The sequence below is a fragment of the Cupriavidus sp. IK-TO18 genome (assembly GCF_015549295.1).
In the GTDB taxonomy this organism is placed as follows: Bacteria; Pseudomonadota; Gammaproteobacteria; order Burkholderiales; family Burkholderiaceae; genus Cupriavidus; species Cupriavidus oxalaticus_A.
On sequence record NZ_JADGMP010000017.1, the window covers coordinates 13,356 to 35,417 of the forward strand.

22 protein-coding genes are annotated in these 22,062 nt (G+C 68.6%); 15 read left to right on the forward strand and 7 right to left on the reverse strand.

The genetic code is table 11. From position 1 onward, the window contains the following. The first annotated feature begins 81 nt into the window (after positions 1-81). From IPF36_RS15260 to IPF36_RS15275, 4 genes are all read left to right on the forward strand, one after another. The gene (locus tag IPF36_RS15260; RefSeq protein WP_135704206.1) at positions 82-1,068 is read left to right on the forward strand and encodes a tripartite tricarboxylate transporter substrate-binding protein; all 987 of its coding nucleotides are present in this window, start codon (positions 82-84) and stop codon (positions 1,066-1,068) included. A gap of 254 nt (positions 1,069-1,322) precedes the next feature. Continuing rightward, complete coding sequence (gene hslV, locus IPF36_RS15265) at positions 1,323-1,859, forward strand: ATP-dependent protease subunit HslV (protein ID WP_012351483.1); 537 nt, start codon at positions 1,323-1,325, stop codon at positions 1,857-1,859. A 37-nt stretch (positions 1,860-1,896) separates the two neighbouring features. Beyond that, positions 1,897-3,228, forward strand: coding sequence for an ATP-dependent protease ATPase subunit HslU (gene hslU / locus IPF36_RS15270; protein ID WP_133098134.1), 1,332 nt, complete (start codon positions 1,897-1,899; stop codon positions 3,226-3,228). Between the two features lie 238 nt (positions 3,229-3,466). Then, positions 3,467-3,796 carry a hypothetical protein gene (locus IPF36_RS15275; protein ID WP_195428583.1) on the forward strand — a complete coding sequence of 110 codons (330 nt, stop codon included), beginning with the start codon at positions 3,467-3,469 and terminating at the stop codon, positions 3,794-3,796. A 33-nt stretch (positions 3,797-3,829) separates the two neighbouring features. Here the strand turns inward: IPF36_RS15275 and IPF36_RS15280 are convergent, their stop codons facing one another. Then, positions 3,830-4,441 (reverse strand): response regulator transcription factor, encoded by a 612-nt coding sequence (locus tag IPF36_RS15280; protein WP_133098136.1) that lies wholly within the window; start codon positions 4,439-4,441, stop codon positions 3,830-3,832. A gap of 21 nt (positions 4,442-4,462) precedes the next feature. Next, on the reverse strand, positions 4,463-5,860 hold the full coding sequence (locus tag IPF36_RS15285) for an ATP-binding protein (protein WP_135704208.1): 1,398 nt from the start codon (positions 5,858-5,860) through the stop codon (positions 4,463-4,465). A gap of 175 nt (positions 5,861-6,035) precedes the next feature. Between IPF36_RS15285 and IPF36_RS15290 the strand changes: the two genes are divergently transcribed. Beyond that, on the forward strand, positions 6,036-6,521 hold the full coding sequence (locus IPF36_RS15290; protein ID WP_133098138.1) for a copper chaperone PCu(A)C: 486 nt from the start codon (positions 6,036-6,038) through the stop codon (positions 6,519-6,521). 190 nt (positions 6,522-6,711) lie between these two features. Here the strand turns inward: IPF36_RS15290 and IPF36_RS15295 are convergent, their stop codons facing one another. Then, on the reverse strand, positions 6,712-7,647 hold the full coding sequence (locus IPF36_RS15295; RefSeq protein WP_133098139.1) for a LysR family transcriptional regulator: 936 nt from the start codon (positions 7,645-7,647) through the stop codon (positions 6,712-6,714). Positions 7,648-7,741: 94 nt separating this feature from the next. On the opposite strand from IPF36_RS15295, the gene IPF36_RS15300 reads away from it, so the two are divergent. Continuing rightward, positions 7,742-8,293, forward strand: coding sequence for a DMT family transporter (locus IPF36_RS15300; protein WP_195428585.1), 552 nt, complete (start codon positions 7,742-7,744; stop codon positions 8,291-8,293). On the opposite strand, the gene IPF36_RS15305 is transcribed toward IPF36_RS15300, so the two are convergent. Beyond that, entirely contained in the window at positions 8,266-8,496 is a 231-nt protein-coding gene (locus IPF36_RS15305) for a cysteine-rich CWC family protein (protein ID WP_135704214.1), read from the reverse strand. The genes IPF36_RS15300 and IPF36_RS15305 overlap by 28 nt on opposite strands. Before the next feature lie 313 nt (positions 8,497-8,809). Between IPF36_RS15305 and argB the strand changes: the two genes are divergently transcribed. The 5 genes from argB to metW all read left to right on the forward strand — a co-directional run bounded on the left by argB (position 8,810) and on the right by metW (position 13,500). Beyond that, complete coding sequence (gene argB / locus IPF36_RS15310) at positions 8,810-9,727, forward strand: acetylglutamate kinase (protein WP_084254770.1); 918 nt, start codon at positions 8,810-8,812, stop codon at positions 9,725-9,727. A gap of 66 nt (positions 9,728-9,793) precedes the next feature. Continuing rightward, the gene (locus IPF36_RS15315) at positions 9,794-10,753 is read left to right on the forward strand and encodes a pyrimidine 5'-nucleotidase (protein ID WP_195428587.1); all 960 of its coding nucleotides are present in this window, start codon (positions 9,794-9,796) and stop codon (positions 10,751-10,753) included. Positions 10,754-10,806: 53 nt separating this feature from the next. Next, positions 10,807-11,430: a nucleoid occlusion factor SlmA gene (slmA, locus tag IPF36_RS15320; protein WP_133098203.1), complete on the forward strand. Its 624-nt coding sequence runs from the start codon at positions 10,807-10,809 to the stop codon at positions 11,428-11,430. A gap of 280 nt (positions 11,431-11,710) precedes the next feature. Continuing rightward, positions 11,711-12,892 carry a homoserine O-acetyltransferase gene (locus IPF36_RS15325; RefSeq protein ID WP_133098143.1) on the forward strand — a complete coding sequence of 394 codons (1,182 nt, stop codon included), beginning with the start codon at positions 11,711-11,713 and terminating at the stop codon, positions 12,890-12,892. Further along, on the forward strand, positions 12,889-13,500 hold the full coding sequence (gene metW / locus IPF36_RS15330; RefSeq protein ID WP_063241126.1) for a methionine biosynthesis protein MetW: 612 nt from the start codon (positions 12,889-12,891) through the stop codon (positions 13,498-13,500). The genes IPF36_RS15325 and metW overlap by 4 nt, the downstream gene beginning before the upstream one ends. A gap of 59 nt (positions 13,501-13,559) precedes the next feature. Here metW and IPF36_RS15335 read toward each other — a convergent pair whose 3' ends face one another. Next, the gene (locus tag IPF36_RS15335) at positions 13,560-14,474 is read right to left on the reverse strand and encodes a LysR family transcriptional regulator (RefSeq protein ID WP_135704218.1); all 915 of its coding nucleotides are present in this window, start codon (positions 14,472-14,474) and stop codon (positions 13,560-13,562) included. 110 nt (positions 14,475-14,584) lie between these two features. On the opposite strand from IPF36_RS15335, the gene IPF36_RS15340 reads away from it, so the two are divergent. After that, positions 14,585-15,472 (forward strand): DMT family transporter, encoded by an 888-nt coding sequence (locus IPF36_RS15340; protein ID WP_195428590.1) that lies wholly within the window; start codon positions 14,585-14,587, stop codon positions 15,470-15,472. Between the two features lie 101 nt (positions 15,473-15,573). Next, positions 15,574-16,422: an acyl-CoA thioesterase II gene (locus IPF36_RS15345; protein ID WP_195428592.1), complete on the forward strand. Its 849-nt coding sequence runs from the start codon at positions 15,574-15,576 to the stop codon at positions 16,420-16,422. 23 nt (positions 16,423-16,445) lie between these two features. Here IPF36_RS15345 and IPF36_RS15350 read toward each other — a convergent pair whose 3' ends face one another. Continuing rightward, positions 16,446-17,705 carry a muropeptide transporter gene (locus tag IPF36_RS15350; protein WP_133098147.1) on the reverse strand — a complete coding sequence of 420 codons (1,260 nt, stop codon included), beginning with the start codon at positions 17,703-17,705 and terminating at the stop codon, positions 16,446-16,448. A 154-nt stretch (positions 17,706-17,859) separates the two neighbouring features. Here IPF36_RS15350 and IPF36_RS15355 point away from each other — a divergent pair, with 154 nt between their 5' ends. After that, positions 17,860-18,819: a M48 family metallopeptidase gene (locus IPF36_RS15355; RefSeq protein ID WP_133098148.1), complete on the forward strand. Its 960-nt coding sequence runs from the start codon at positions 17,860-17,862 to the stop codon at positions 18,817-18,819. An 81-nt stretch (positions 18,820-18,900) separates the two neighbouring features. Then, positions 18,901-20,949 (forward strand): S8 family peptidase, encoded by a 2,049-nt coding sequence (locus IPF36_RS15360; RefSeq protein ID WP_195428594.1) that lies wholly within the window; start codon positions 18,901-18,903, stop codon positions 20,947-20,949. Positions 20,950-21,021: 72 nt separating this feature from the next. Here the strand turns inward: IPF36_RS15360 and argC are convergent, their stop codons facing one another. Continuing rightward, positions 21,022-21,969 carry an N-acetyl-gamma-glutamyl-phosphate reductase gene (gene argC, locus IPF36_RS15365; protein WP_135704224.1) on the reverse strand — a complete coding sequence of 316 codons (948 nt, stop codon included), beginning with the start codon at positions 21,967-21,969 and terminating at the stop codon, positions 21,022-21,024. Positions 21,970-22,062 lie beyond the last annotated feature (93 nt).

Genomic DNA, 22,062 nt, shown 5'->3' on the forward strand with positions numbered 1-22,062 from the left:
AGAGCGCCCCCGCACGAGCAGGGGCCAAGCCGGCGGCAATGCATTGCAAGACGGGTATTGAAGGAACCAGGAGAAGAGAGCATGAAACGAGTGGCAAAGACGATCGCGGCCGCGCTGGCAGTCAGCGCGATGGGCGTGGCGGCAGGCGCGTACGCGCAGGAATTCCCGGGCGGCAAGCCCATTTCGGCCGTGGTGCCGTTCTCGGCGGGCGGCCCGACCGACAAGCTCTCGCGCGAACTGACCGCGATCATGTCCAAGCACCTGGGCGCGACCATCGTGATCGAAAACCTGGGCGGCGCCGGTGGCACCATCGGTGCCAAGAAGGTGGTCCAGGCCAAGAACGACGGCCACACCGTGCTGATCCACCATATCGGCATGGCCACGGCCCCGGCGCTGTACCGCAACCTGGGCTTCGATCCGCTGAAGGACTTCGAGATGGTCGGTGAAATCGCCGACGTGCCGATGATCCTGGTCGGCAACAAGCAGCTGCCGCCGAACAGCTTCAAGGAACTGCTGCCGTACATCAAGGCCAACGCCGCCAAGCTGTCGCTGGCCAACGCCGGCATCGGCTCGGCCTCGCACCTGTGCGGCCTGCTGTTCCAGAGCGCGATCCAGACCGAGCTGACCACCGTGCCGTACAAGGGCGCGGCGCCGGCGCTGACGGATATCCTGGGCGGCCAGGTCAACCTGCTGTGCGACCAGACCACCAACCTGGCCGGCCACCTGAAGGCCCACTCGGTCAAGCCGTACGCAGCCATGCAGGCGCGTCGCGTGGAGGCGTTCAAGGACGTCCCGACGGCAGCCGAACAGGGCATGCCTAACGTGGAAGTGAAGGTCTGGCACGCCATGTACGCGCCCAAGGGCACGCCCAAGCCGGTGATCGACAAGCTGTCGGCCGCCCTGCAGAAGGCCGTGGCCGACCCGGCGTTCCGCGCCAAGATGGCCGAGCTGGGCGCCGAAGCGGTGCCGGCACAGCGCGCCACGCCGGAATCGCTGCGCACCAACCTGACCGCCGAAATCAACAAGTGGACCCCGGTGATCAAGAAGGCCGGCGTATATGCCGACTGAGCCGACTGAGCGGATTGCCAGGGCGCATCGCTTGAAGTGATGCGCCGGGCGCCATGGAAGGGCCATGCGGCAACGCATGGCCCTTTTTGCATCTGGGGGGAGGCGCACGAGGTGCAGCGGCAGGCCCGCGCCCGGCGTCCTATAGTGGTCAGACGCCCGCGCGGCGCGCCGCCTGTGTGGCCCGGCGCACGAAAGGGCTTGAAACGGCCGGGGGCGTCGCCAACTACGGTCGTGACATATTCACGGAAGCCACCATGGAACAGTATCACGGCACTACCATCGTCAGCGTTCGCCGCGGCAACCAGGTCGCACTTGGCGGTGATGGCCAGGTCACTCTCGGCAATATCGTGATGAAGGGCACCGCACGCAAGGTGCGCCGCATCTACAACGGCAAGGTGCTGGTCGGGTTTGCCGGCAGCACGGCCGATGCTTTCTCGCTGCTCGACCGCTTCGAAGCCAAGCTGGAAAAGTACCAGGGCAACCTGACCCGCGCCGCGGTCGACCTGGCCAAGGACTGGCGTTCGGACCGCGCGCTGCGCCGGCTGGAAGCCATGCTGATCACCGCCGACCGCGACACCACGCTGGTCATCACCGGCAACGGCGACGTGCTCGACCCCGAGGGCGGCATCGCCGCGATCGGCTCGGGCGGCGCGTATGCGCAGTCGGCCGCGAAGGCGCTGATGGAGAACACCGAGATGGCGCCGAAGGACGTGGTCGAGAAAGCGCTGACCATCGCCGGCGAGCTCTGCATCTACACCAATACCAACTTCGTCATCGAGACGCTGGAATAAGCGAAGGCGGCAACGCGCGCCCTACTGAACGGATACCATGTCGCACACCATGACCCCGTCGGAAATCGTTTCCGAACTCGACAAGCACATCATCGGCCAGGACAAGGCCAAGAAGGCCGTGGCGGTGGCGCTGCGCAACCGCTGGCGCCGCCAGCAGGTGGCCGAGCCGCTGCGCCAGGAAATCACGCCCAAGAACATCCTGATGATCGGCCCGACCGGCGTCGGCAAGACCGAGATCGCGCGCCGCCTGGCCAAGCTGGCCGACGCGCCGTTCATCAAGATTGAAGCGACCAAGTTCACCGAGGTGGGCTATGTCGGCCGCGACGTCGACACCATCGTGCGCGACCTCGCCGAGATGGCGATCAAGCAGACGCGCGAATCCGAGATGAAGAAGGTGCGCACCAAGGCCGAGGACGCGGCCGAGGACCGCCTGCTCGACGTCCTGCTGCCGCCGCCGCGCGATATCGGCTTCTCGCAGCCGGAAGAGAAGGATTCCAACACGCGCCAGGTGTTCCGCAAGAAGCTGCGCGAGGGCCAGCTGGACGACAAGGAAATCGAGCTGGAACTCGCCGCCGGCGTGCCGAGCATGGACATCATGGGCCCGCCGGGCATGGAGGACATGACCGAGCAGATCCGCTCGATGTTCGCCGGCCTGGGCCAGGGCAAGAAGGCGCGCCGCAAGATGAAGGTGAAGGAAGCCTTCAAGCTGCTGGTCGACGAAGAGGCCGCCAAGCTGGTCAATGACGAGGAGCTCAAGCACAAGGCCATCGCCAACGTGGAGCAGAACGGCATCGTATTCCTGGACGAGATCGACAAGATCGCCAGCCGCAGCGAAATCGGCGGCGGCGAGGTGTCGCGCCAGGGCGTGCAGCGCGACCTGCTGCCGCTGGTGGAAGGCACCACGGTGAACACCAAGTACGGCATGATCAAGACCGACCATATCCTGTTCATTGCCTCGGGCGCGTTCCATCTGTCCAAGCCGAGCGACCTGATCCCCGAACTGCAGGGCCGCTTTCCGATCCGCGTGGAACTGGAGTCGCTGTCGGTGCAGGACTTCGAGGCCATCCTGACGCAGACCGATGCCAGCCTGACCAAGCAGTACCAGGCGCTGCTGAACACCGAAGAGGTCAACCTGGTGTTCGCGCCGGACGGCATCCGCCGACTTGCCGAGATCGCGTTCTCGGTCAACGAGAAGGTCGAGAACATCGGTGCGCGCCGTCTGTACACGGTGATGGAGCGGCTGCTGGAGGACCTGTCCTTCCACGCCACCAAGTCGTCGGGCGAGACCGTGACGATCGACGCGGCCTATGTCGACCAGCGCCTCGGCGACCTGGCCGGCAACGAAGACTTGTCGCGCTACGTGCTGTAAGCGGGCACGCAGGGCCGGAACAAGAAGGGCGCATCACGATGCGCCCTTTTTTTGTCGGGTCGCGGCTGGAATTTGTTGTCAGTACGTATCCGCCTGCCACATCGCGGTAAGCATCGTAAGCATTGGTAAGCACACTGGCGCACCCGCGCGCGGCAATGAGACCCTTGCGCACCTTGACGGTCGATTGACCGGTGCGGGAGCCACCGCATCCCACTCAAACCACTGCCAGGAGAAACCAATGGTCAACTACAAGACCCGCCGCGTGGTGCTTGCCACCGGAGGCTTGCTGGCCGCACTGGCCGCGGCCACGGCATTCCTTTGCATCCGTCCCGCCGTGCCTGCCGTGCAGACAGCCGAAGTCACGCAGGCCAAACCGGCCACACCTGCTGCACAGGCCAGCGCGCGCGGCGCCGCCAAGGCCGCGGCCGCCACGCTGGCGCTTGAAGCCGGCGCGCTGTTCTCGCTGTCGGACCGGCATGCGGGCGATGCCATGCGCATCGTCGCGCAGGGCGATACTGCCGAGTCCAGCGAAGGGCTGGACTGGGAACACGTGCAGCTGCGCCTGTAAGCGCGGCAGCCGCAATCCGGTTTCCCTACCCTTCTACCGCGACACCGGCCGCTTCCCCAGCTTGCGCTGCAAGGTACGCCGGTGCATGTTCAGCGCCCGCGCCGTGGCGGAGATATTGCCGCCATGCTCGGCCAGCACGCGCTGGATATGTTCCCACTCGAGCCGCGCCACCGACAGCGGCACCGGCTCTTCCAGCGCGGCCTGCGCCGCGTCTTCCGACACCCCCGCCATCAGCGCAGTCAGGATCGAATCGACATTGGCCGGCTTGGCCAGGTACTCGTCCGCGCCTTGCTTGACCGCCGCCACCGCGGTGGCGATGCTGGCATAGCCGGTCAGGATCAGGATGCGCGCGTCCGGCAGCGCCTGGCGCAGCGGCGCGACCAGCTGCAGGCCGGATTCGGCCGGCGCGGTGCTGCCGGCCTCGGGCGGCGGCTCAAGGTGCAGGTCGAGCGTGACGTAGGCAAAGTCGGTTCGGCCCGCCAGCGCCAGCGCGGTGCGGCCGTCATGGGCCACTTGCACGGCGTAGCCGCGGCGCATGAGCGCGCGTGCCAGCGTGCCGGCAAAGACTTCGTCGTCGTCGATGACGAGGAACGAAGTGCCCGCCGGCGCGGTGGCTTCGGGAACCGGTTGGAAGGTGTCGGTCATGGTCAGGAGTCGCGCGTGGGTTCAGGATGCGCTGCGCGCACGCGGCGCCGATAGCGTAGACAGTGCGGGCAGCCGCAGCTCGGCCACGGTGCCGCCGCCGGAGCGGTCGCGCCAGCCCAGCTCGCCGCCCATCTGGCGCGCGCCACTCTGCGCCAGGTACAGGCCGATGCCCTGGCCGCCGTGCTGGCTGGCCACCGGCATTTCGCCGAGCTGGCCGCGCAGTGCCTCGGGAATGCCGTCGCCATGGTCGGCGACGCGGAACGACAGCCACGGCGCCACGTGTCCCGGCTCCATGGCGATTTCCAGCTGTAGCGGCCGGCTGGAGCGGCCGGCGTTCTGCTGGGCGCGCGCTGCGTTGTCGAGCAGGATGGTCAGGATCTGGCCGACGCGCGCGGTCTCCACCGGCTGCGCGCCGGCGCCCGGCGTGGCGCTTGCCTGCAGGCTGGCGTTGGGATGGCGCAGCTGCCAGCGCTCGGCAAAGGCCGGCAGCCAGGCGTCCAGGCGCTGCGGCGCCAGCGTGGCCGAGTCCTCGCGCAGCCGCGCCAGCGTGGTGCGGCACAGCGCCAGCTGCTGCTCGACGGTCTGCAGGTCGGGCAGGTAGCTGCGGATCGGCGTGGCGCCCAGCGCCGCGTCGGAGGCATCGGCGCGCAGCTCGCCGGCGATCACCGCCAGCGTCGCCAGCGGCGTGCCGATCTCATGCGCCACCGCGGCGGCCTGGCCGTTGAGGTCTTCCACGCGCGCCTCGCGCAGCAGCTGCTCGCGCGCCAGGTTCAGCTGCGCCTCGCGCTGGCGCAGCACGCCCGACAGGCGCGCGACGAACATCGCGATCATCACCGCGCTGGCGACGAAGTTCAGCCACATGCCCGCCAGGTGGTAGTTCACCGCGTTGTCGGGGTTGTGCAGGTCCAGCGGCACGTATTCGAACAGCAGCACCGTGTAGCAGGCGAGCGCATAGACCGCCAGCGCGAGCACCTGCCGCCACGGCAGGATGGCCGCGGCGATGGCGAGGCCCGGCAGGTAGAACGACACGAAGGGATTGGTCGCGCCGCCGGTGTAGAACAGGATCGCCGACAGCGCGGTCAGGTCCACCAGCAGCTGCCCCATCAGTTCGGCTTCGCCGGGCGCCGTGTTGCGCCGCGTGTGCTGGCGCAGGCGCAGCGCCGTGATCAGGTTGAACAGCGCCTGGAGCCCGAGCACCACCATCAGCGGCCCATACGGCAGCCGGATGCCGGCGATCGGGTCGCAGGCCAGCAGCGTCAGCGCCTGCCCCGACAGCAGCGCCCAGCGCAGCCAGAACAGCCGCCGCAGCGTCACCTGGCCGTGGCGCGGCGAGCTGGCGGCCGGCAAGGGCGACAGGAAGGGCAGGTCAGGCAAGCGGGATGAGGGGGATGAGGGGGACACGGCTGCGGCGGTGGTCATGGCGCGAGTGTATCAATGCGGCCGGAAGGTGCCGGCGCGTGCGACACCTTGCCGCATTGGCGGCGCGCCGCCGCGGCTGCCAGACTAGCCGGCTTTGGCCGGCCCGCATGCCCTGGCATGCCTGCACGCGGCGCGCGGTGCCATGTTCTAATCTCTGCTTTCAGGAGAGACAACGATGCAAGCCAAATTCCGCGCGGCCACGCTGGCCGCATCGATTGCCGCACTGGCCACGGCGCTGGCGTCCGGGGCCGCGCTGGCCCAGGTCGACGTCAGCAACGCCTGGGTGCGCGGCACGGTGCCGACGCAGGCCGCTTCGGGCGCGTTCATGGTGCTGCATGCGCACGAGAACGCGAAGCTGGTGGGTGTCTCGTCGCCGGTGGGCGAGGCCGAGATCCACGAGATGAAGATGGAAAACAACGTGATGCGCATGCGGCAGGTCAAGTCGCTCGACCTGCCCAAGATGAAGGACGTAGAGCTGAAGCCGGGCGGCTACCATGTGATGCTGATGGGCCTGAAGAGCCAGCTCAAGAAGGGCGACACCGTGCCCATCACGCTGAAGATCGAGCAGGGCGGCAAGGTGACCGAGCAGAAGGTCAACGCCGAAGTGCGCGACATGGTGCCGGGCGGCGGCCACGCCGGCCACGGCGATCACATGCACTGATCAGCAGAAGCCAGGCCTGGCCCTGGCCGCCAGCCATCATGGCCAACAAGCAGCACGGCACGCGTCAGAAACTGGTGTTCCGCGGGGGCACGCCGCCCGCACGGCCTGCATCCCCCGAACCGCCGGCAAGGCGCCGTGACGCCCGGCCGCAGCCGCCGGTGCCGGGTGCCGCCAAGCCGGCGCGGCGGCGTCAGCCGCGCAAGCTGATCGGCTCTTCCGATTCCTGACTGGCCGCCGCCGCCAGCACGCGCTCGCGCAGCCAGGCGTGGGCCGGATCGGCTTCGGTGCGCTCGTGCCAGATCATGCTGAAGGTGAAGTCTTCCAGCGCAAACGGCGGCTCGAAGATGGCGTAGCGCGAGTCTTCCTCCAGCGCCGACAGGCTGCGCCGCGCCGTGGTCAGCACCAGGTTGGTCCCGGCGATCAGCGCCGGCGCCACGCTCCAGTGCGGCACCACGCAGGCGATCTTGCGCCGCCCGCCCAGCCTGGCGACCGCGGCGTCGATCGCGTCCATGCGTTCGCTGTGGGTGGCCACCAGCACATGCGAGCGCGCCAGGTAGGCCACCTGGTCGAGCCGGCCGGTGTCGCGCACCGTGGCCGCGTCCACCGCGCAGGCATAGCTTTCCCGGAACAATTCGGCCGACTGCACGCCTTCGGGCTGGTAGCTGAACACGCCCAGCGCCATGTCTATCTCGCCATCGGCCACCTGCGCCGTCATGCCCTCGCGGCTGGCCTGCGACACCACCAGGTCGATATTGGGCGCGGCCTTGCGCAAGGCGCGCAGCAGCCGCGGCAGCACCACCAGCGCACCGTAGTCGGACATCGCGAGGCGGAAGCTGCGGCGCGCGGTGGCGGGCTGGAAGCCGCTCGGCCCCAGCAGGATGCGCACCTGCGACAGCGCTTCGGCCAGCGGGCCGGACAGTTCATGGGCGCGTGCGCTCAGCACCAGGCCGCCCTTGCCGCGTACCAGGATGGGATCGTCGAGCAGCTGCCGCAGCCGCCCCAGCGCATGGCTGACCGCCGGCTGGCTCAGGTGCAGGCGCAGCGCGGCGCGTGAGATGTGGCGCTCGGCGAGCAGTGCTTCAAGCACCACCAGCAGGTTGAGGTCGATTCCGCGTAGGCTATTCATTCGGCGAATATTAAACGTATGAAAGCAGAATTGGGAATTCGCTTTGCGATATTTCAAACTGTCAGGCATCGCAGTTTGCCCTACGGAGCGTGACATGTCAGGCATCCAGTTGCCGAATTCTTTCCCGATTTCCTTGCTGTTGCCCCTAGTGTTGCCCCTTGCCACCGCCGTGCTGGCGGGCGCCGTGATCCCGTTCCAGGCGGGCGCCAACGCCACGCTGGCGCGTACGCTGGGACATCCGCTGGGGGCGACGCTGGTGTCGCTGCTGGTCAGCCTGGCGGCGCTGCTGCCCCTGCTATGGCTGCTGCGCGTGCCGCTGCCCGCGGCATCGGTGCTGGCGCGCGCGCCGGCGTGGACGTGGATTGGCGGGGTGCTGGGGGTGTTCTATATCTCGGCCGCCCTGGTGATGGCGCCGAAGCTCGGCGCGGCCGGCTTTATTGCCGCGGTGGTGGCGGGGCAGGTGCTGGCCGCGCTGGCCGTCGACCAGTTCGGCCTGGCCGGATTCGCGGTGCGGGCCATGACGCCGGCGCGGCTGGCGGGCGCCACGCTGATCGTGGTGGGGATGCTGGTGATGCAGTGGAGCAGCGCCGGCGCGTCGTCCGGCCCTGTGCCGGCGGTTCAGCCCTCGGCGGGCTCCGGCGCCTGATCGCCGCGCTGGCGCGCCGCCAGGCAGCTGGGGCACAGGCAGTGCTGGCCGGGCACGATGCGCCGTGCCGGCAGCAGCGGCTGGCTGGCGCACCAGCACTCGCGCAGCCCAGCCACGTAGCCGCAGACGAAGCCGGCGCCGCATTGGCTGCAATGCTCGACGGGGCGAAGCTGGCCGGTCAGGACGGTGGCGGGATCGGTCATGGTGCGGGAACTGATACGGCGGGAACTGGTACGGCGAAGCGCAAGACAAACGGCAAAGGCCGCGAAAGAAGCTGTGCTGTTGCGCGAACGGAACGCCGGCGGGCCGCCGTGGTGCCCCGTGCGGCGCTTGCGGGGCGGATGGCCGGACCTGCCCGGGCCGCGGGACTCGCGCCCCGCGCGGTTTCTTGTAAAATCGGCGCCTGCCATAGCCGGATGGCGCACTTTCGGGCGATCCCTGTTGCGCGCTGTTGCGTTTTCCGCCGGCTACGCGGCTGTTAGCCATCATACCTGTTGAATCTCACGGATGTCCCCCATGAACGCCGACAACCCCGGGCCTGCCGCGACTGCGGTGGCCGCCATCGCTCCCGCACTGAAAGCCGAGATCCTCGCCGAGGCGCTGCCGTATATCCGCAAGTTCCACGGCAAGACCATCGTGGTGAAGTACGGCGGCAATGCCATGACCGAAGAAAAGCTCAAGCACGGCTTCGCGCGCGACGTGATCCTGCTGAAGCTGGTCGGCATGAACCCGGTGGTGGTGCACGGCGGCGGCCCGCAGATCGATGAGGCGCTGAAGAAGGTCGGCAAGGTCGGCACCTTCGTGCAAGGCATGCGCGTCACCGACGAAGAGACCATGGAAGTGGTCGAGTGGGTGCTCGGCGGCGAAGTCCAGCAGGACATCGTGATGCTGATCAACCAGTACGGCGGCCAGGCCGTGGGCCTGACCGGCAAGGACGGCGGCCTGATCCGCGCCAAGCGCCTGCAGATGCCCGACCGCGAGAACCCGGGCGCCTTCATCGATATCGGCTACGTGGGCGATATCGAGGCGATCAACCCGGCCGTGGTCAAGGCGCTGCAGGACGACGCCTTCATCCCGGTCATCTCGCCGATCGGCTTCTCCGACGACGGCCAGGCCTACAACATCAACGCTGACGTGGTCGCCGGCAAGATGGCCGAGATCCTGAAGGCCGAGAAGCTGGTGATGATGACCAACATCCCGGGCGTGATGGACAAAAAGGGCAACCTGCTGACCGACCTGACCGCGCGCGAGATCGAGGAGCTGTTCGCCGACGGCACCATCTCGGGCGGCATGCTGCCGAAGATCTCGTCGGCGCTGGACGCAGCCAAGAGCGGCGTGCATTCGGTGCACATTGTCGATGGCCGCATCGAGCATTCGCTGCTGCTGGAAATCCTGACCGAGCAGGCGTTCGGCACCATGATCCGCTCGCACTGAGCGGCACCGCCGGGGCGGGCCACAACCGGCTGCCCCGGCATCCCATCATCTCCAGAGTCGCCCGGCGTGCCTACCAGTCTTCCTCCTCCGCGCCGTGTCCGCGCTCGCCTGCGCCGCCGTCCCGCCGGGGACAACTCGGGGCGCACGGTCTGGCTGTTCGACCTCGACAACACGCTGCACGATGCCTCGCACGCGATCTTCCCGGCGATCAACCGGCTGATGACCGCCTACGTGGCGCGCGTGCTCGGTTGCGACGAGGCCACCGCCAGCCGCGTGCGGGTGGACTACTGGCAGCGCTACGGCGCGACGCTGCTCGGCATGATCCGCCACCATGGCGTCGATCCCGCCGACTTCCTGCGCGCGGCGCATGAATTCCCGGCGCTGGCCGGGATGGTGCGCGTGCAGCGCGGGCTGGCGGCGCACCTGCGGCGCCTGCCGGGGCGCAAGCTCCTGGTCACCAACGCCCCCCAGGACTATGCGCGCGCTGTGCTGGACATCGCCGGCATCGGCCATTGCTTCGAGCGCGTGGTGGCGATCGAGCAGATGTGGGTGCATGGCCACCTGCGGCCCAAGCCGGACCGCCTCATGCTGCGGCGCCTGCTGGTGCAGGCGCGCGTGGCACCGCATCGCGCGGTGCTGGTGGAGGACACCGTGTCGCACCTCAAGCGCTATGCCGGCACCGGCATCCGCACCGCCTGGGTGACCGGCTACCTGCGCACCATGGCGCCGTCGCGCCCGCATGACGTGCCTGGCGCGCCCAATTCGGCGCAAGACGATGGCAGCCGGCGCGATGCGGCGGTCCGCTCGACGCTCGAGGCGGAAGAAGACCGCCGCGCCGGCCACGCCGCGCAGGAGCATTCGGTCACGCTGGTGGCCGCGGAATCACAGGTTCCGCAGGCACCGCAGGCGCAGTCCGGCAACGCGCCTCGCGTGCGGGCCCGCGTGCCGAACCGGCCGGCCTATGTGGACATAAAAGTACAATCGATGCATCAACTCCAACGACGAATGCGGAGAAACGGGTCATGACGCAAAGCAACGGGGACCAGCCGGAGGCAGTCATTGCAGGCGGAGCCGACGAGATGGACACACCCGCGGACACGCCCGCGGCGCCTGCCGCGCCGGCGCGCAAGCGCCCGCGGCCGGGCGAGCGCCGCATCCAGATCCTGCAGACGCTGGCGACCATGCTCGAGCATCCGCGCGGGGAAAAGATCACCACCGCCGCGCTGGCCGCGCGCCTGAGCGTGTCCGAGGCGGCGCTGTATCGCCACTTCGCCAGCAAGGCGCAGATGTACGAGGGCCTGATCGGCTTTATCGAGCAGACCGTCTTCGGCCTGATCAACCAGATTGCCGACAAGGAAGAGCACGGCCTGCGCCAGGCGCAGGCGATCGTGCGCATGCTGCTGTCGTTTGCCGAGAAGAACCCGGGCATGACGCGCGTGCTGACCGGCGAGGCGCTGGTGGGCGAGCACGAGCGGCTGCAGGAACGCATCAACCAGGTGGTGGACCGCATCGAGGCCTCGCTGCGCCAGTGCCTGAAGGTGGCAGTGACGCAGGCCGAATTCCCCGCGGATGCCGACATCCCGGCGCGCGCCGCGCTGATCATGGCGACGGTGCAGGGCCAGTGGCACCGCTATGCCAAGAGCGGTTTCCGCAAGTCGCCGTCGGACCATGCCGAGGCGCATCTGCGGGTGCTGCTGGGCTGAAACCGACACGCCGGGCCGATTGCTCTATAATTGCCCGGTCGCGCCGATTTGATGACTGGCTTGCGGGCGCGCGGCAGCTACGGGACCAAGGGACCCCGGTCCGGGCTGCCACTATAAATGCGGCTAAAGAGGTTGGGTCGGCGCCCCATGTCACCACGACAATGATCGCCGGCACGCGGAATCCCGCAAGGAATCCAGTGAATCCCGACTTGGCTGCGATGCTTCACACGCAAATGCCGGTCGGGTTTTTTTATGCCCGTTCGCCGCGGGCCCGGATTCCATGACTGATGTCGCCTTGCCGTCTGCGCCCAGCGCACTCGCCCCGCTGTCGACCGATTCGGTCGGCGTGGTTACGCCGCAGCGCATGCACTTCGCCGAGCCGCTGAAGCTGCGCAACGGCACGTCCCTCGCCGGCTACGACCTGATGGTCGAGACCTACGGCACGCTCAACGCGGCGCGCTCCAACGCGGTGCTGGTGTGCCACGCGCTCAATGCCTCGCACCATGTCGCCGGCGTCTACGCCGACAACCCGCGCGACCTGGGCTGGTGGGACAACATGGTGGGCCCGGGCAAGCCGCTCGACACCAACCGCTTCTTCGTCATCGGCGTCAACAACCTGGGCTCGTGCTTCGGCTCGACCGGGCCGATGAGCGTGAATCCCGCGACCGGCCTGCCTTATGGCGCGACGTTCCCGGTGGTGACGGTGGAGGACTGGGTCAACGCGCAGGCGCGCGTGGCCGACGCGTTCGGCATCACGCAGTTCGCCGCGGTCATGGGCGGCAGCCTCGGCGGCATGCAGGCGCTGGCCTGGAGCCTGATGTACCCGGACCGTCTGCGCCACTGCATCGTGGTCGCGTCCACGCCCAAGCTGTCGGCGCAGAACATCGCCTTCAACGAGGTGGCGCGCAGCGCCATCCTGTCGGATCCGGACTTCCACGGCGGCAACTACTACGCGCATGGCGTCAAGCCCAAGCGCGGGCTGCGCGTGGCGCGCATGATCGGCCATATCACCTACCTGTCGGACGAGGACATGGCGGAGAAGTTTGGCCGCGAGCTGAAGGCGGAAGACATCCGCTTCTCGTTCGATGTCGAGTTCCAGGTGGAAAGCTACCTGCGCTACCAGGGCGACAAGTTCGCCGAGTACTTCGACGCCAACACCTACCTGCTGATCACGCGCGCGCTGGACTACTTCGACCCGGCGCTGGCCTATGGCGGCGACCTGACCCGCGCCATCGCGCAGACGCAGGCGAGCTTCCTGGTGGCCAGCTTCAGCACCGACTGGCGCTTCGCGCCCAGCCGCAGCCGCGAGCTGGTCAAGGCGCTGCTGGACAACAAGCGCCCGGTCTCGTACGCCGAGATCGACGCGCCGCATGGCCACGATGCCTTCCTGCTCGACGACCCGCGCTACCACAACCTGATGCGCGCCTACTACGACCGCATCGCAGAGGAGATCGGCGCATGAACGCCCTGGCCAATCCCAATATCCTGGCGCTGCGCCCCGACTTCCGCGCGATCGCGCGCTGGATCGAACCCAACTCCACCGTGCTCGACCTGGGCTGCGGCGACGGCAGCCTGCTGCGCGTGCTGCAGGACGAGCTCGACGTGCAGGCGTACGGCATCGAGATCCGCGATGAAGGCGTGCTGGCGTGCGCGCAGAAGGGCGTGCATGTCATCCAGCAGAACCTGGAAGGCGGGCTGGCACTGTTCGAGGACAAGAGCTTCGACACGGTGATCCTGTCGCAGACGCTGCAGACCATCCACAACACCGCACAGGTGCTGCGCGACACGTTGCGGGTGGGGCGCGAGTGCATCGTGTCGTTCCCGAACTTCGGCTACTGGCCGCACCGGCTGTCGGTGTTCCGCGGGCGCATGCCGGTGTCGGAATCGCTGCCTTACCAGTGGTACAACACGCCCAACGTGCGCGTGCTGACCATCAGCGATTTCGAGGAGCTGGCGCCCACGGTCGGCTTGCGCGTCATCGACCGCGTGGTGATGCACGAGGGCATTACCGTTAACTGGGGCGTCAACTGGCGCGGCAGCCTGGCGGTGTACCGGGTCTGCGCGGCCTGACAGGCTTGGCCCTCCCGCACTGTCCCTGATAGTTGCGGCGGGCGCTGGGCAAGGACTGATCAGGCCGGCAGGCCGGTCGCGGTGGCGGCGAGGTGGTCGACAAAGGCGCGCACCTTGGGCGGCACGTGCCGCGTCGGGGTGTACACCGCGTAGGCCGTGCCGATGTAGGGCTCGAGGATGTCCCAGTCCGGCAGCACGGCGACGACGCGGCCCTCGTCCAGCGCGCTGCCCAGCGAGAAATCCGGCACCAGCCCGATGCCGGCGTCGCCTTCCACCATCGTCATGATCGCCAGGCTGTTGTTCAGCGTCAGCCGCGGCGGGATGCGCACCACCACGGCCTCGCCGCCGGCCTGGTGGCGCAGCGTCCAGCGCTCGCCGAAATTGCCGTAGCCCAGGTACAGGCAGCGCGCCGCCGGCAACTCGGCCGGCGCGGCGGGCGTGCCGTGCCCCGCCAGGTAGCGCGGCGAGGCCACCAGCCGGTAGCGCACTTCGCGCAGCGGCCGCGCCGCCAGGCCCGGCGCCAGTTCGCGCGCGATGCGCACCGCCACGTCGAGGCCCTCCTCGACCAGGTCGACCATGCGGTCGGCCAGGGTCAGCTGCAGGTCCAGCGCGGGGTATTTCTGCAGCAGCGCCGGCAGGCGCGGCGCCAGCCAGGCCTGCCCGAACGCGACCGGCGCGCTGACGCGCAGCACGCCATGGGGCGTGCCGCCGTGCTCGCCGGCCAGCGCGGTGACCTCGCGCGCGGCGGCGGTCATGCGTGCGCAGGCGGCGTAGACCGACTGGCCCAGCTCGGTCAGCGCGAAGGCGCGCGTGGTCCGCTGCAGCAGGCTGGCGCCGAGCGTCGCTTCCAGCCGCGACACGTGCCGGCTGACGCCCGAAGGCGTCATGCCGAGATCCTGCGCCGCAGCGGAGAAGCTGCCGCATTCGACCACGCGGGCGAAGACGGCCATCGCATTGAGTGGTGTATCCGACATGCCCAGTCTCCAATCCTTGATCGCAACTCAAATACTAATTGAGCTTCAGCGGGATTGTTGAGTGGATGGCATGCTGCAACAATGCCGCCATTGCATGCCCGGAGTGCCCCATGCCTTCTCCTCAATCCATGCCAGGCGGTGCCTGGCGCATGGTCGCGGCCATGGTGCTGTCAGGCACCATCGGCTGGTTCGTCGTCACCAGCGGGCAGCCGCCGCTGGACGTGGTGTTCTTCCGCTGCATCTTCGGCGGCGCCGCGCTGCTGGGCACACTGACGCTGCAGCGCGGCTGGGTGCGCATGAGCCGCGCGCAGCTGGGGTGGCTGGCGCTGGGCGGCGTCACGCTGGTGCTCAACTGGCTGGCCCTATTCTCGGCCTATGCTTGCAGCGGCATTGCGATTGCGACCGTGGTCTACCACACCCAGCCGTTCTTCCTGCTGTTGCTGACCTCGGCGATGCAGCGCGAGCCGTTCCCGTTCGCCAGGCTGCCGTGGCTGGTGCTGGCCTTTGCCGGCGTGATGCTGATCACCGGGCTGGAGCACGGCGGCACCGGCGCCGCGATGCTGGCCGGGATCGGCCTGGCGCTGCTGGCGGCACTGCTGTATGCGGTCACGACCATGGCCACGCGCCGGCTGCAGGCGATTCCGCCCGGGCAGATTGCGGGCCTGCAGATGGTGCTGGGCGTGGTGATGCTGGCACCGCTGGCGCATCCCGCGGCCGGCAGCTATCAGACCGGCACCTGGGCCGCGCTGCTGGCGCTGGGGCTGATCCATACCGGCGTCATGTACACCCTGCTGTACGGCGCCTTCCAGCGGCTGAGCGTGGTGTCGATCGCCACGCTGTCGTTCGTCTATCCGCTGGTGGCGATCGTCATCGACGTGATGGTGTTCGGCGTCGTGCTCGGGCCGCTACAGGTCGCGGGCATGCTGCTGGTGCTGCTGGGTGTGATCGCCAACCAGCTCGGCTGGAGCCTGGCGTGGCGGCGCCGGGCACAAGGCTGATGCGCCTTCTGGAGCGCTTGCATGCGGGGACGGTTGACCGAACTCCTGACTACGGTTAGTGTAGGCAGCTATCGAACGATCGTTCTATTTGCGCCCTTGCCATGACTGCTACCGCTGCCGCCCTGTCCGCCTCCGCCCCCATCGCGCTGCATGCGTTCGACGATGCCATCGCCCTGGAGGCCGCCGGCGAAAATCGTTTCCTGGGCCGCACCACGCCGGCCTACTGGAACATGATCGGCCCGTTTGGCGGCATCACCGCCGCCACGCTGCTGCAGGCGGCGCTGCTGCATCCGCAACGGCTGGGCGACCCGATCGCGCTGTCGGTCAACTTTGCCGGCCCGATCGCCGAAGGCCCGTTCGAGATCGAGGCGCTGCCGGTGCGGACCAACCGCTCGACCCAGCACTGGAACCTGACGCTGCGCCAGGGCGATGCCGTGGCCACCACTGCCACCGCCGTGTTCGCGGTGCGCCGCGAGACCTGGGCCTGCGGCGAGGCGGTGATGCCCGAGGTGCCAGCCGCCGACACGCTGCCGGCGATGGGCGGCTTTGCGCCGGTGCGCTGGCTCAAGTCCTATGACATGCGCCCGGTGCGCGGCGCCAAGCCGACCGCCGAGGCCGGCACCGAGCACCCCGACAGCCTGACCCAGTTCTGGCTGCGCGACGCGCCGGCGCGCACGCCGGACTTCGCCGCGGTGGCGTCATGGGCGGACAGCTTCTACCCGCGCATCTTCCTCAAGCGCGCGGGCTTCGTGCCGGCCGGCACGGTGTCGATGACCACGTATTTCCACGCCGATGCGCCCACGCTGGCGGCGCTGGGCGACCGCCACGTGCTGGCCAGCGCGCAGGCGCAGGTCTTCCAGCAGGGGTACTTCGACCAGCGCGCGCAGCTATGGAGCCCGGCTGGCCAGCTGCTGGCCAGCTCGCACCAGATCGTCTACTACAAGGAATAAGCAAGGAACAAGCAGGGCGGGGCTCAGGCGATCGCTTCGCGCGCCTGGGTTTCGTAGCGGTGCACGGTGTTGCGCATTGCCCAGAGCAGCATCACGCCGGGCAGCGCCACCGCCACGGTGCCGAGGTAGAACGGCGCCCAGCCCCAGGCCTCGACCATGTAGCCGGAGGTCGGCCCGACATAGACCCGGCCCACCGACGCCAGCGCCGACAGCAGCGCATACTGCGTGGCCGAGAACGAGCGGTTGCACAGCGTCATCAGCAGCGCCACGAAGGCCGCGGTGCCCATGCCGCCGCACAGGTTTTCCACCGCGATGGTCGCGCCCATGGTCCACAGGTGCGGCGGCGTCACGGCGAGTATCCAGTAGCCCAGGTTCGATACCGCCTGCAGCACACCGAACACCATCAGCGAACGGTACAGCCCCAGCCGCACCATCAGCGTGCCGCCGAACAGCGCGCCGATGATGGTAGCGGCCAGTCCCAGTGTCTTGTTGACGATGCCAACCTCGCCGGCCGAGAAACCCACGCCGCGGATCAGGAAGGTGGTCGACAGGCTGCCGGCAAAGGCGTCGCCCAGCTTGTACAGCACGATCAGCAGCAGCAGCCACCATGCGCCGGGCCGCGCGAAGAAATCGCGCAGCGGGCCGAGCACCGCCTCTTCCAGCGAGCGCGGCGCGCGCGCGGGCACGTCGGGCTCGGGCGCCCACAGCAGGGTCAGGATGCCCACGGCCATCAGCGCCGCCATCAGCAGGTAGGTCTGCTGCCAGCCGAGCACGCGGTCGGCCAGCCACAGCGCCAGGCCGCCCGAGACCAGCATCGCCAGCCGGTAGCCCAGCACCTTCACCGCCGCGCCGGCCCCGCGCTCGGCCGGACGCAGCACGTCGGTGCTGTAGGCATCGAAGACAATGTCCTGCGAGGCCGACAGGAAGGCCACCAGCGTAGCCAGCGCCGCCAGCGTCCACAGCGCCTCGCGCGGCGGGCAGAACGCCATCGCGGCGATGCCCGCCACCAGCCCCAGCTGCGTCAGCAGCAGCCAGCCGCGGCGCCGGCCCAGCAGCGGCGGCGTGTAGCGGTCCATCAGCGGCGCCCACAGGAACTTGAAGATATAGGCCTGGCCCACCAGCGAGAAGAAGCCGATGGTCTTGATATCCAGGCCCTCGACCGTCATCCAGGCCTGCAGCGTGCCGGAGGTAAGCGCCAGCGGCAGCCCGGAGGCAAAGCCCAGGGTCAGCATGGCGCCGATGCGGCGGTTGCGGAAGATATCGAGATAGGCCTGGAAAGTCATGGATGCGCGGGGGGTGGAGCGCCGCGCGGCTGCGCGGGCGCCGTGTATTATTGCATCACCTGTTCGCCGCCCCGCCACTTGCGCTGCGGCAGCGTTGCCAGGGATCGCACCGGTCCGCCGCCACGATCCCTCCACTGCGCCCGAGGAACCGCAAATGCTCCGCCCCCAGCAATGTGTCCAGCGTCCGATTCGTGTCCGGCTCGTCCGCGCGCTCGCGCTGGCGGCGGCGTTGCTGGCCTGGTCCGGCATGCCCGCCCAGGCGCAGGAAACCGAATCCGGAGGCATCAGCATCCAGCGCGGCGGCTCGGCGGTGCGCAATATCGTGCCCGCCGAGGCGATCGAGCAGCAGGCCGCGCAGGAGTACGAGCAGCTCAAGCAGGAAGCCATCGCCAAGCGCGCGCTGGCCGGCGACGACAACCCGCAGCTCAGGCGCCTGCGCGCGATCGGCAAGCGGCTTCTGCCGCAGACCGTGCGCTGGAACGAGCGCGCGCGCAACTGGCCGTGGGAGATCAACCTGATCGGCTCGAAGCAGGTCAACGCGTTCTGCATGCCGGGTGGCAAGATCGCCGTCTACACCGGCCTGCTTGACCAGCTCAAGCTGACCGACGACGAGGTCGCGATGGTGATGGGGCACGAGATCGCGCACGCGCTGCAGGAGCATGCGCGCGAGCGCGCCGCCAAGTCCGAGATCACCAACCTCGGCGCCAACGTCATTTCGCAGCTGTTCGGCTTCGGCAACCTGGGCAACATGGCGCTCGGCACCGGGGCGCACCTGCTGACACTGCGCTTCTCGCGAGCCGACGAGACCGAGGCCGACCTGATCGGCATGGATATCGCCGCGCGCGCCGGCTTCGATCCGCGCGCCGCGGTGTCGCTGTGGCAGAAGATGGGCAAAGTGTCGCAGTCGGGCACTGATTTTTTGTCGACGCACCCGTCCGGGCGCAGCCGCATTGCCGACCTGGAAAAGCACATGCCCGAGGTGCTGCCACTCTACGCACGAGCGATCAATACCCCGGTCGACAGGCTGCCACCGTACCGCGCCAATATGGCGGGACTGGGCGATGCGCCGGTCGACGCGGGCGACGACGACAGAAGCAAGCCGCTGAAGCGCTAGCCGCTGCTTGCGGCGCCTGGCGCCGGCAACCAGGGCGGCCACCGGATCGAAGGACAATGCGACAACCGCAGGGGAACCCGCATGAGCCTGAACCGCATGAGCCCGTCGGAGCAACGGGCCGCCTATATGCTGATCTTCGCGGGCAGCGAGGCCGAGCCCGACCGCTTCACCAGCGACCTGCCGGTCAGCTCCGAAGTCTGGCTGCTGTATGCGTCGGGAGAATCGTTCGAGGTGCCGCGCGGGCTGTTGCTGACCCCGCACCACGCCGCGGGCATTGCCGCCCTGCGCACCGCGGTGCTGCGCCGCCTGCCGGCGCTGGCCGAGCCGGCGGCGGCAGGCCAGCGCTTCCTGGCGGCAAATGAATCGCACCTGCTCGCGCAGATCGATTTCTTCGACATGCTCAGGCTGCTGCCGCTGACGGCATGGTGGCACCGGGAGGTACGGCTGCCGATGGCCAGCGCCAGCTGGTCAACCGCCGCGCGCCACGCGCTCGAGCGCAGCCTCACCGGCGACGCCTTCGTGCGCTGGCTGGGCGAGTCGGTGCTGGCCCATGTGTCCAGCGAGACAGCCATTGCGAGGTTCAAGGACATCGGCTACGCCGCTTCCCGAACGCGCTTCGGTGGCATCCCGGCGCCGGCCGGCCAGGCGCTGGGACGGCTGGTCAATGTCGCCGCGCAGTATGTTGCCCTGACCTTGCTGGGACTGGACGACGACAGCTTCCCGCCCGGCGGCCTGACCCGGCGCATCGGGCAGGCGAGCCGGCAGGTGCTTGAAACGCTATGGTCCTGCTTGCAGGACGACCATGCGGCGCCGCCGGATGCCGATGCCGCGGATGCGGCGAAGGTGGCCGCAGTGGCGCCGCTGTGGCGCATCTCGGTCAACCGGCCGGCAGAGCACGCGGTGTTTTCGTCGCGCAAGACCGTGAAGGCGGATGCGGCGATCCGCGTGTTCGATACCGGCGGGCAGGGCGTGCGCTGGGCGGTGATCGACTCCGGCATCGATGCGCGCCATCCGGCGTTCTTCGATCCCGCCAGGCTGGAGGGAGCGCTGCCGGTCAGCGACGGCCTGATCGCACCGCGTCTGTCGCGCGTGGTCAGGACGCTGGATTTCACCCGCCTGTCGGCGATCACCAGCGGCCGCCTGCCGCCCATGCCCAAGGGCAAGCGCGGCCCCGGCGAGGCCGAGCTCAGGGAGCGCATTGCGGCGATCGCCGACGACCTCGCCAACGGCCGCATCATCGACTGGTCCGTGATCGAGCCTCTGCTGGAAATCAGCCAGGAAGACCTGGCGCAATACGTGCCGCCGGGCGGCAGCCACGGCACGCACGTGGCCGGCATCATCGGCGCCGGCTGGCCGTCTTCGGCCTACCTGGCGCGGCCGGAGCCCATGCCGCTGCCGCCCGAGCTTGCCGAAAGCGGCGATGTCAGCGGCATCTGCCCGCGTATCGAGCTGCTCGACCTGCGCATTTTCGATGCGCAGGGCAGGGGCGATGAGTTCGGCATCCTGGGCGCGCTGCAATATGTGCGCTGGCTCAACCAGAGCCGCGACCGGCAATATGTGCACGGCGTCAACCTCAGCGTGGCGCTGCGCCATGACGTGCGCACCTACGCCTGCGGCAGCACGCCGGTGTGCGTCGAATGCGACCGGCTGGTGGCCAACGGCGTGATCGTGGTGGCGGCGGCCGGCAACTATGGCTATGACGAGCAATACGCGGCCGCGCACATGGGCGCGGGCTTTCGCGGCCAGACCATTACCGATCCTGGCAATGCGCGCACCGTGATCACGGTGGGAGCGACCCATCGTACCGATCCCTACCGGTACGGCATCTCTTATTTCTCCAGCCACGGTCCCACCGGCGATGGCCGCATCAAGCCCGACCTCGTGGCACCCGGGGAGAAGATTACCTCCACCGTGCCCGGCGGCACGCTGGCGTCGATGGATGGCACCAGCATGGCCGCGCCGCATGTGTCCGGCGTGGCCGCGCTGCTGCTGTCGCGCAACAATGAGCTGATGGGCCAGCCCGAGACCGTCAAGGCCATCCTGTGCGACGCGGCCACGGATCTTGGGCGCGAGCGCGCATTCCAGGGGGCCGGGCTGGTGGATGCGTTGCGGGCGCTGCAGCGCGTGTAGGCCGCGCCGGTTTCCGGCCAGTAAAAAAGCCGGCAGTGCCGGCTTTTTTGTTGTGTCCAGGAAGCAGCCGTATCAGGCCTGCAGCCCCGTGGCCTCGTCGGCACCGACATGCACGTTCATGCATTGCACCGCCGCGCCGGCCGCACCCTTGCCCAGGTTGTCCAGGCGCGCGACCAGGTTCAGGCGCTCGGGGGTGCCGAACACGAACAGGTCGACACGGTTGGTGTCGTTGTTGGCCTGCACGTCGAAGAAACCGTCGTCGAGGTTGTCCTCGCTGTTGTACGGCATCACGCGCACGAACTGCTCGCCTTCATAGTGCTTGCGGTAGATGTCGACGATCTGCTCCGGGCTCACCTTGCGCGCCAGGCGCTCGCCGAACACCGGCACCGTCACCGCCAGGCCCTTCAGGAAGTTGCCGACGATCGGGTTGAAGATCGGGTCCGACGACAGGCCGCCCTGCACGCGCATCTCGGGCAGGTGCTTGTGCTGCAGCGCCAGCGCGTACGGGCGCGGGCTGTGCAGCTTCGGGTTACCGCCGGCTTCAAAGTCGGCAATCATCTTCTTGCCGCCGCCGCTGTAGCCGGTCAGCGAGAACGCCGTCACCGGGTAGTCACGCGGCAGCACGCCGGCATCGACCAGCGGCCGCACCGCCAGCACGAAGGCGCTGGCGTGGCAGCCCGGCACGGCGATGCGCTTGCTGGCACGGATCTTCTCGCGCTGGCCGCGCACCAGTTCCGGCAGGCCATAGGCCCAGTTGTCGGCGGTACGGAACGCCGTGCTGGCGTCGATCACGCAGGTATTCGGGTTGGTCACCAGCGACACCGCCTCGCGCGAGGCCACGTCGGGCAGGCACAGGAAGGCGACGTCGGCGGTGTTCAGGAAGCGTGCTCGCTCGGCCGGGTCCTTGCGCTTGTCATCGGCAATGCGCAGCAGTTCCACGTCGGAACGACCGGAAAGATAGTCAAGCAGCCGGAGACCGGTCGTGCCTTCCTGACCATCGACGAACACTTTGAAAACCATGGCGGACTCGCTCTATGAAATGCGGGGGAATACGCGTGAATGCGCGCGTGAATGCGAAGTATCTCCTGCCGGGCGCAGGGGCGAACCTGCATT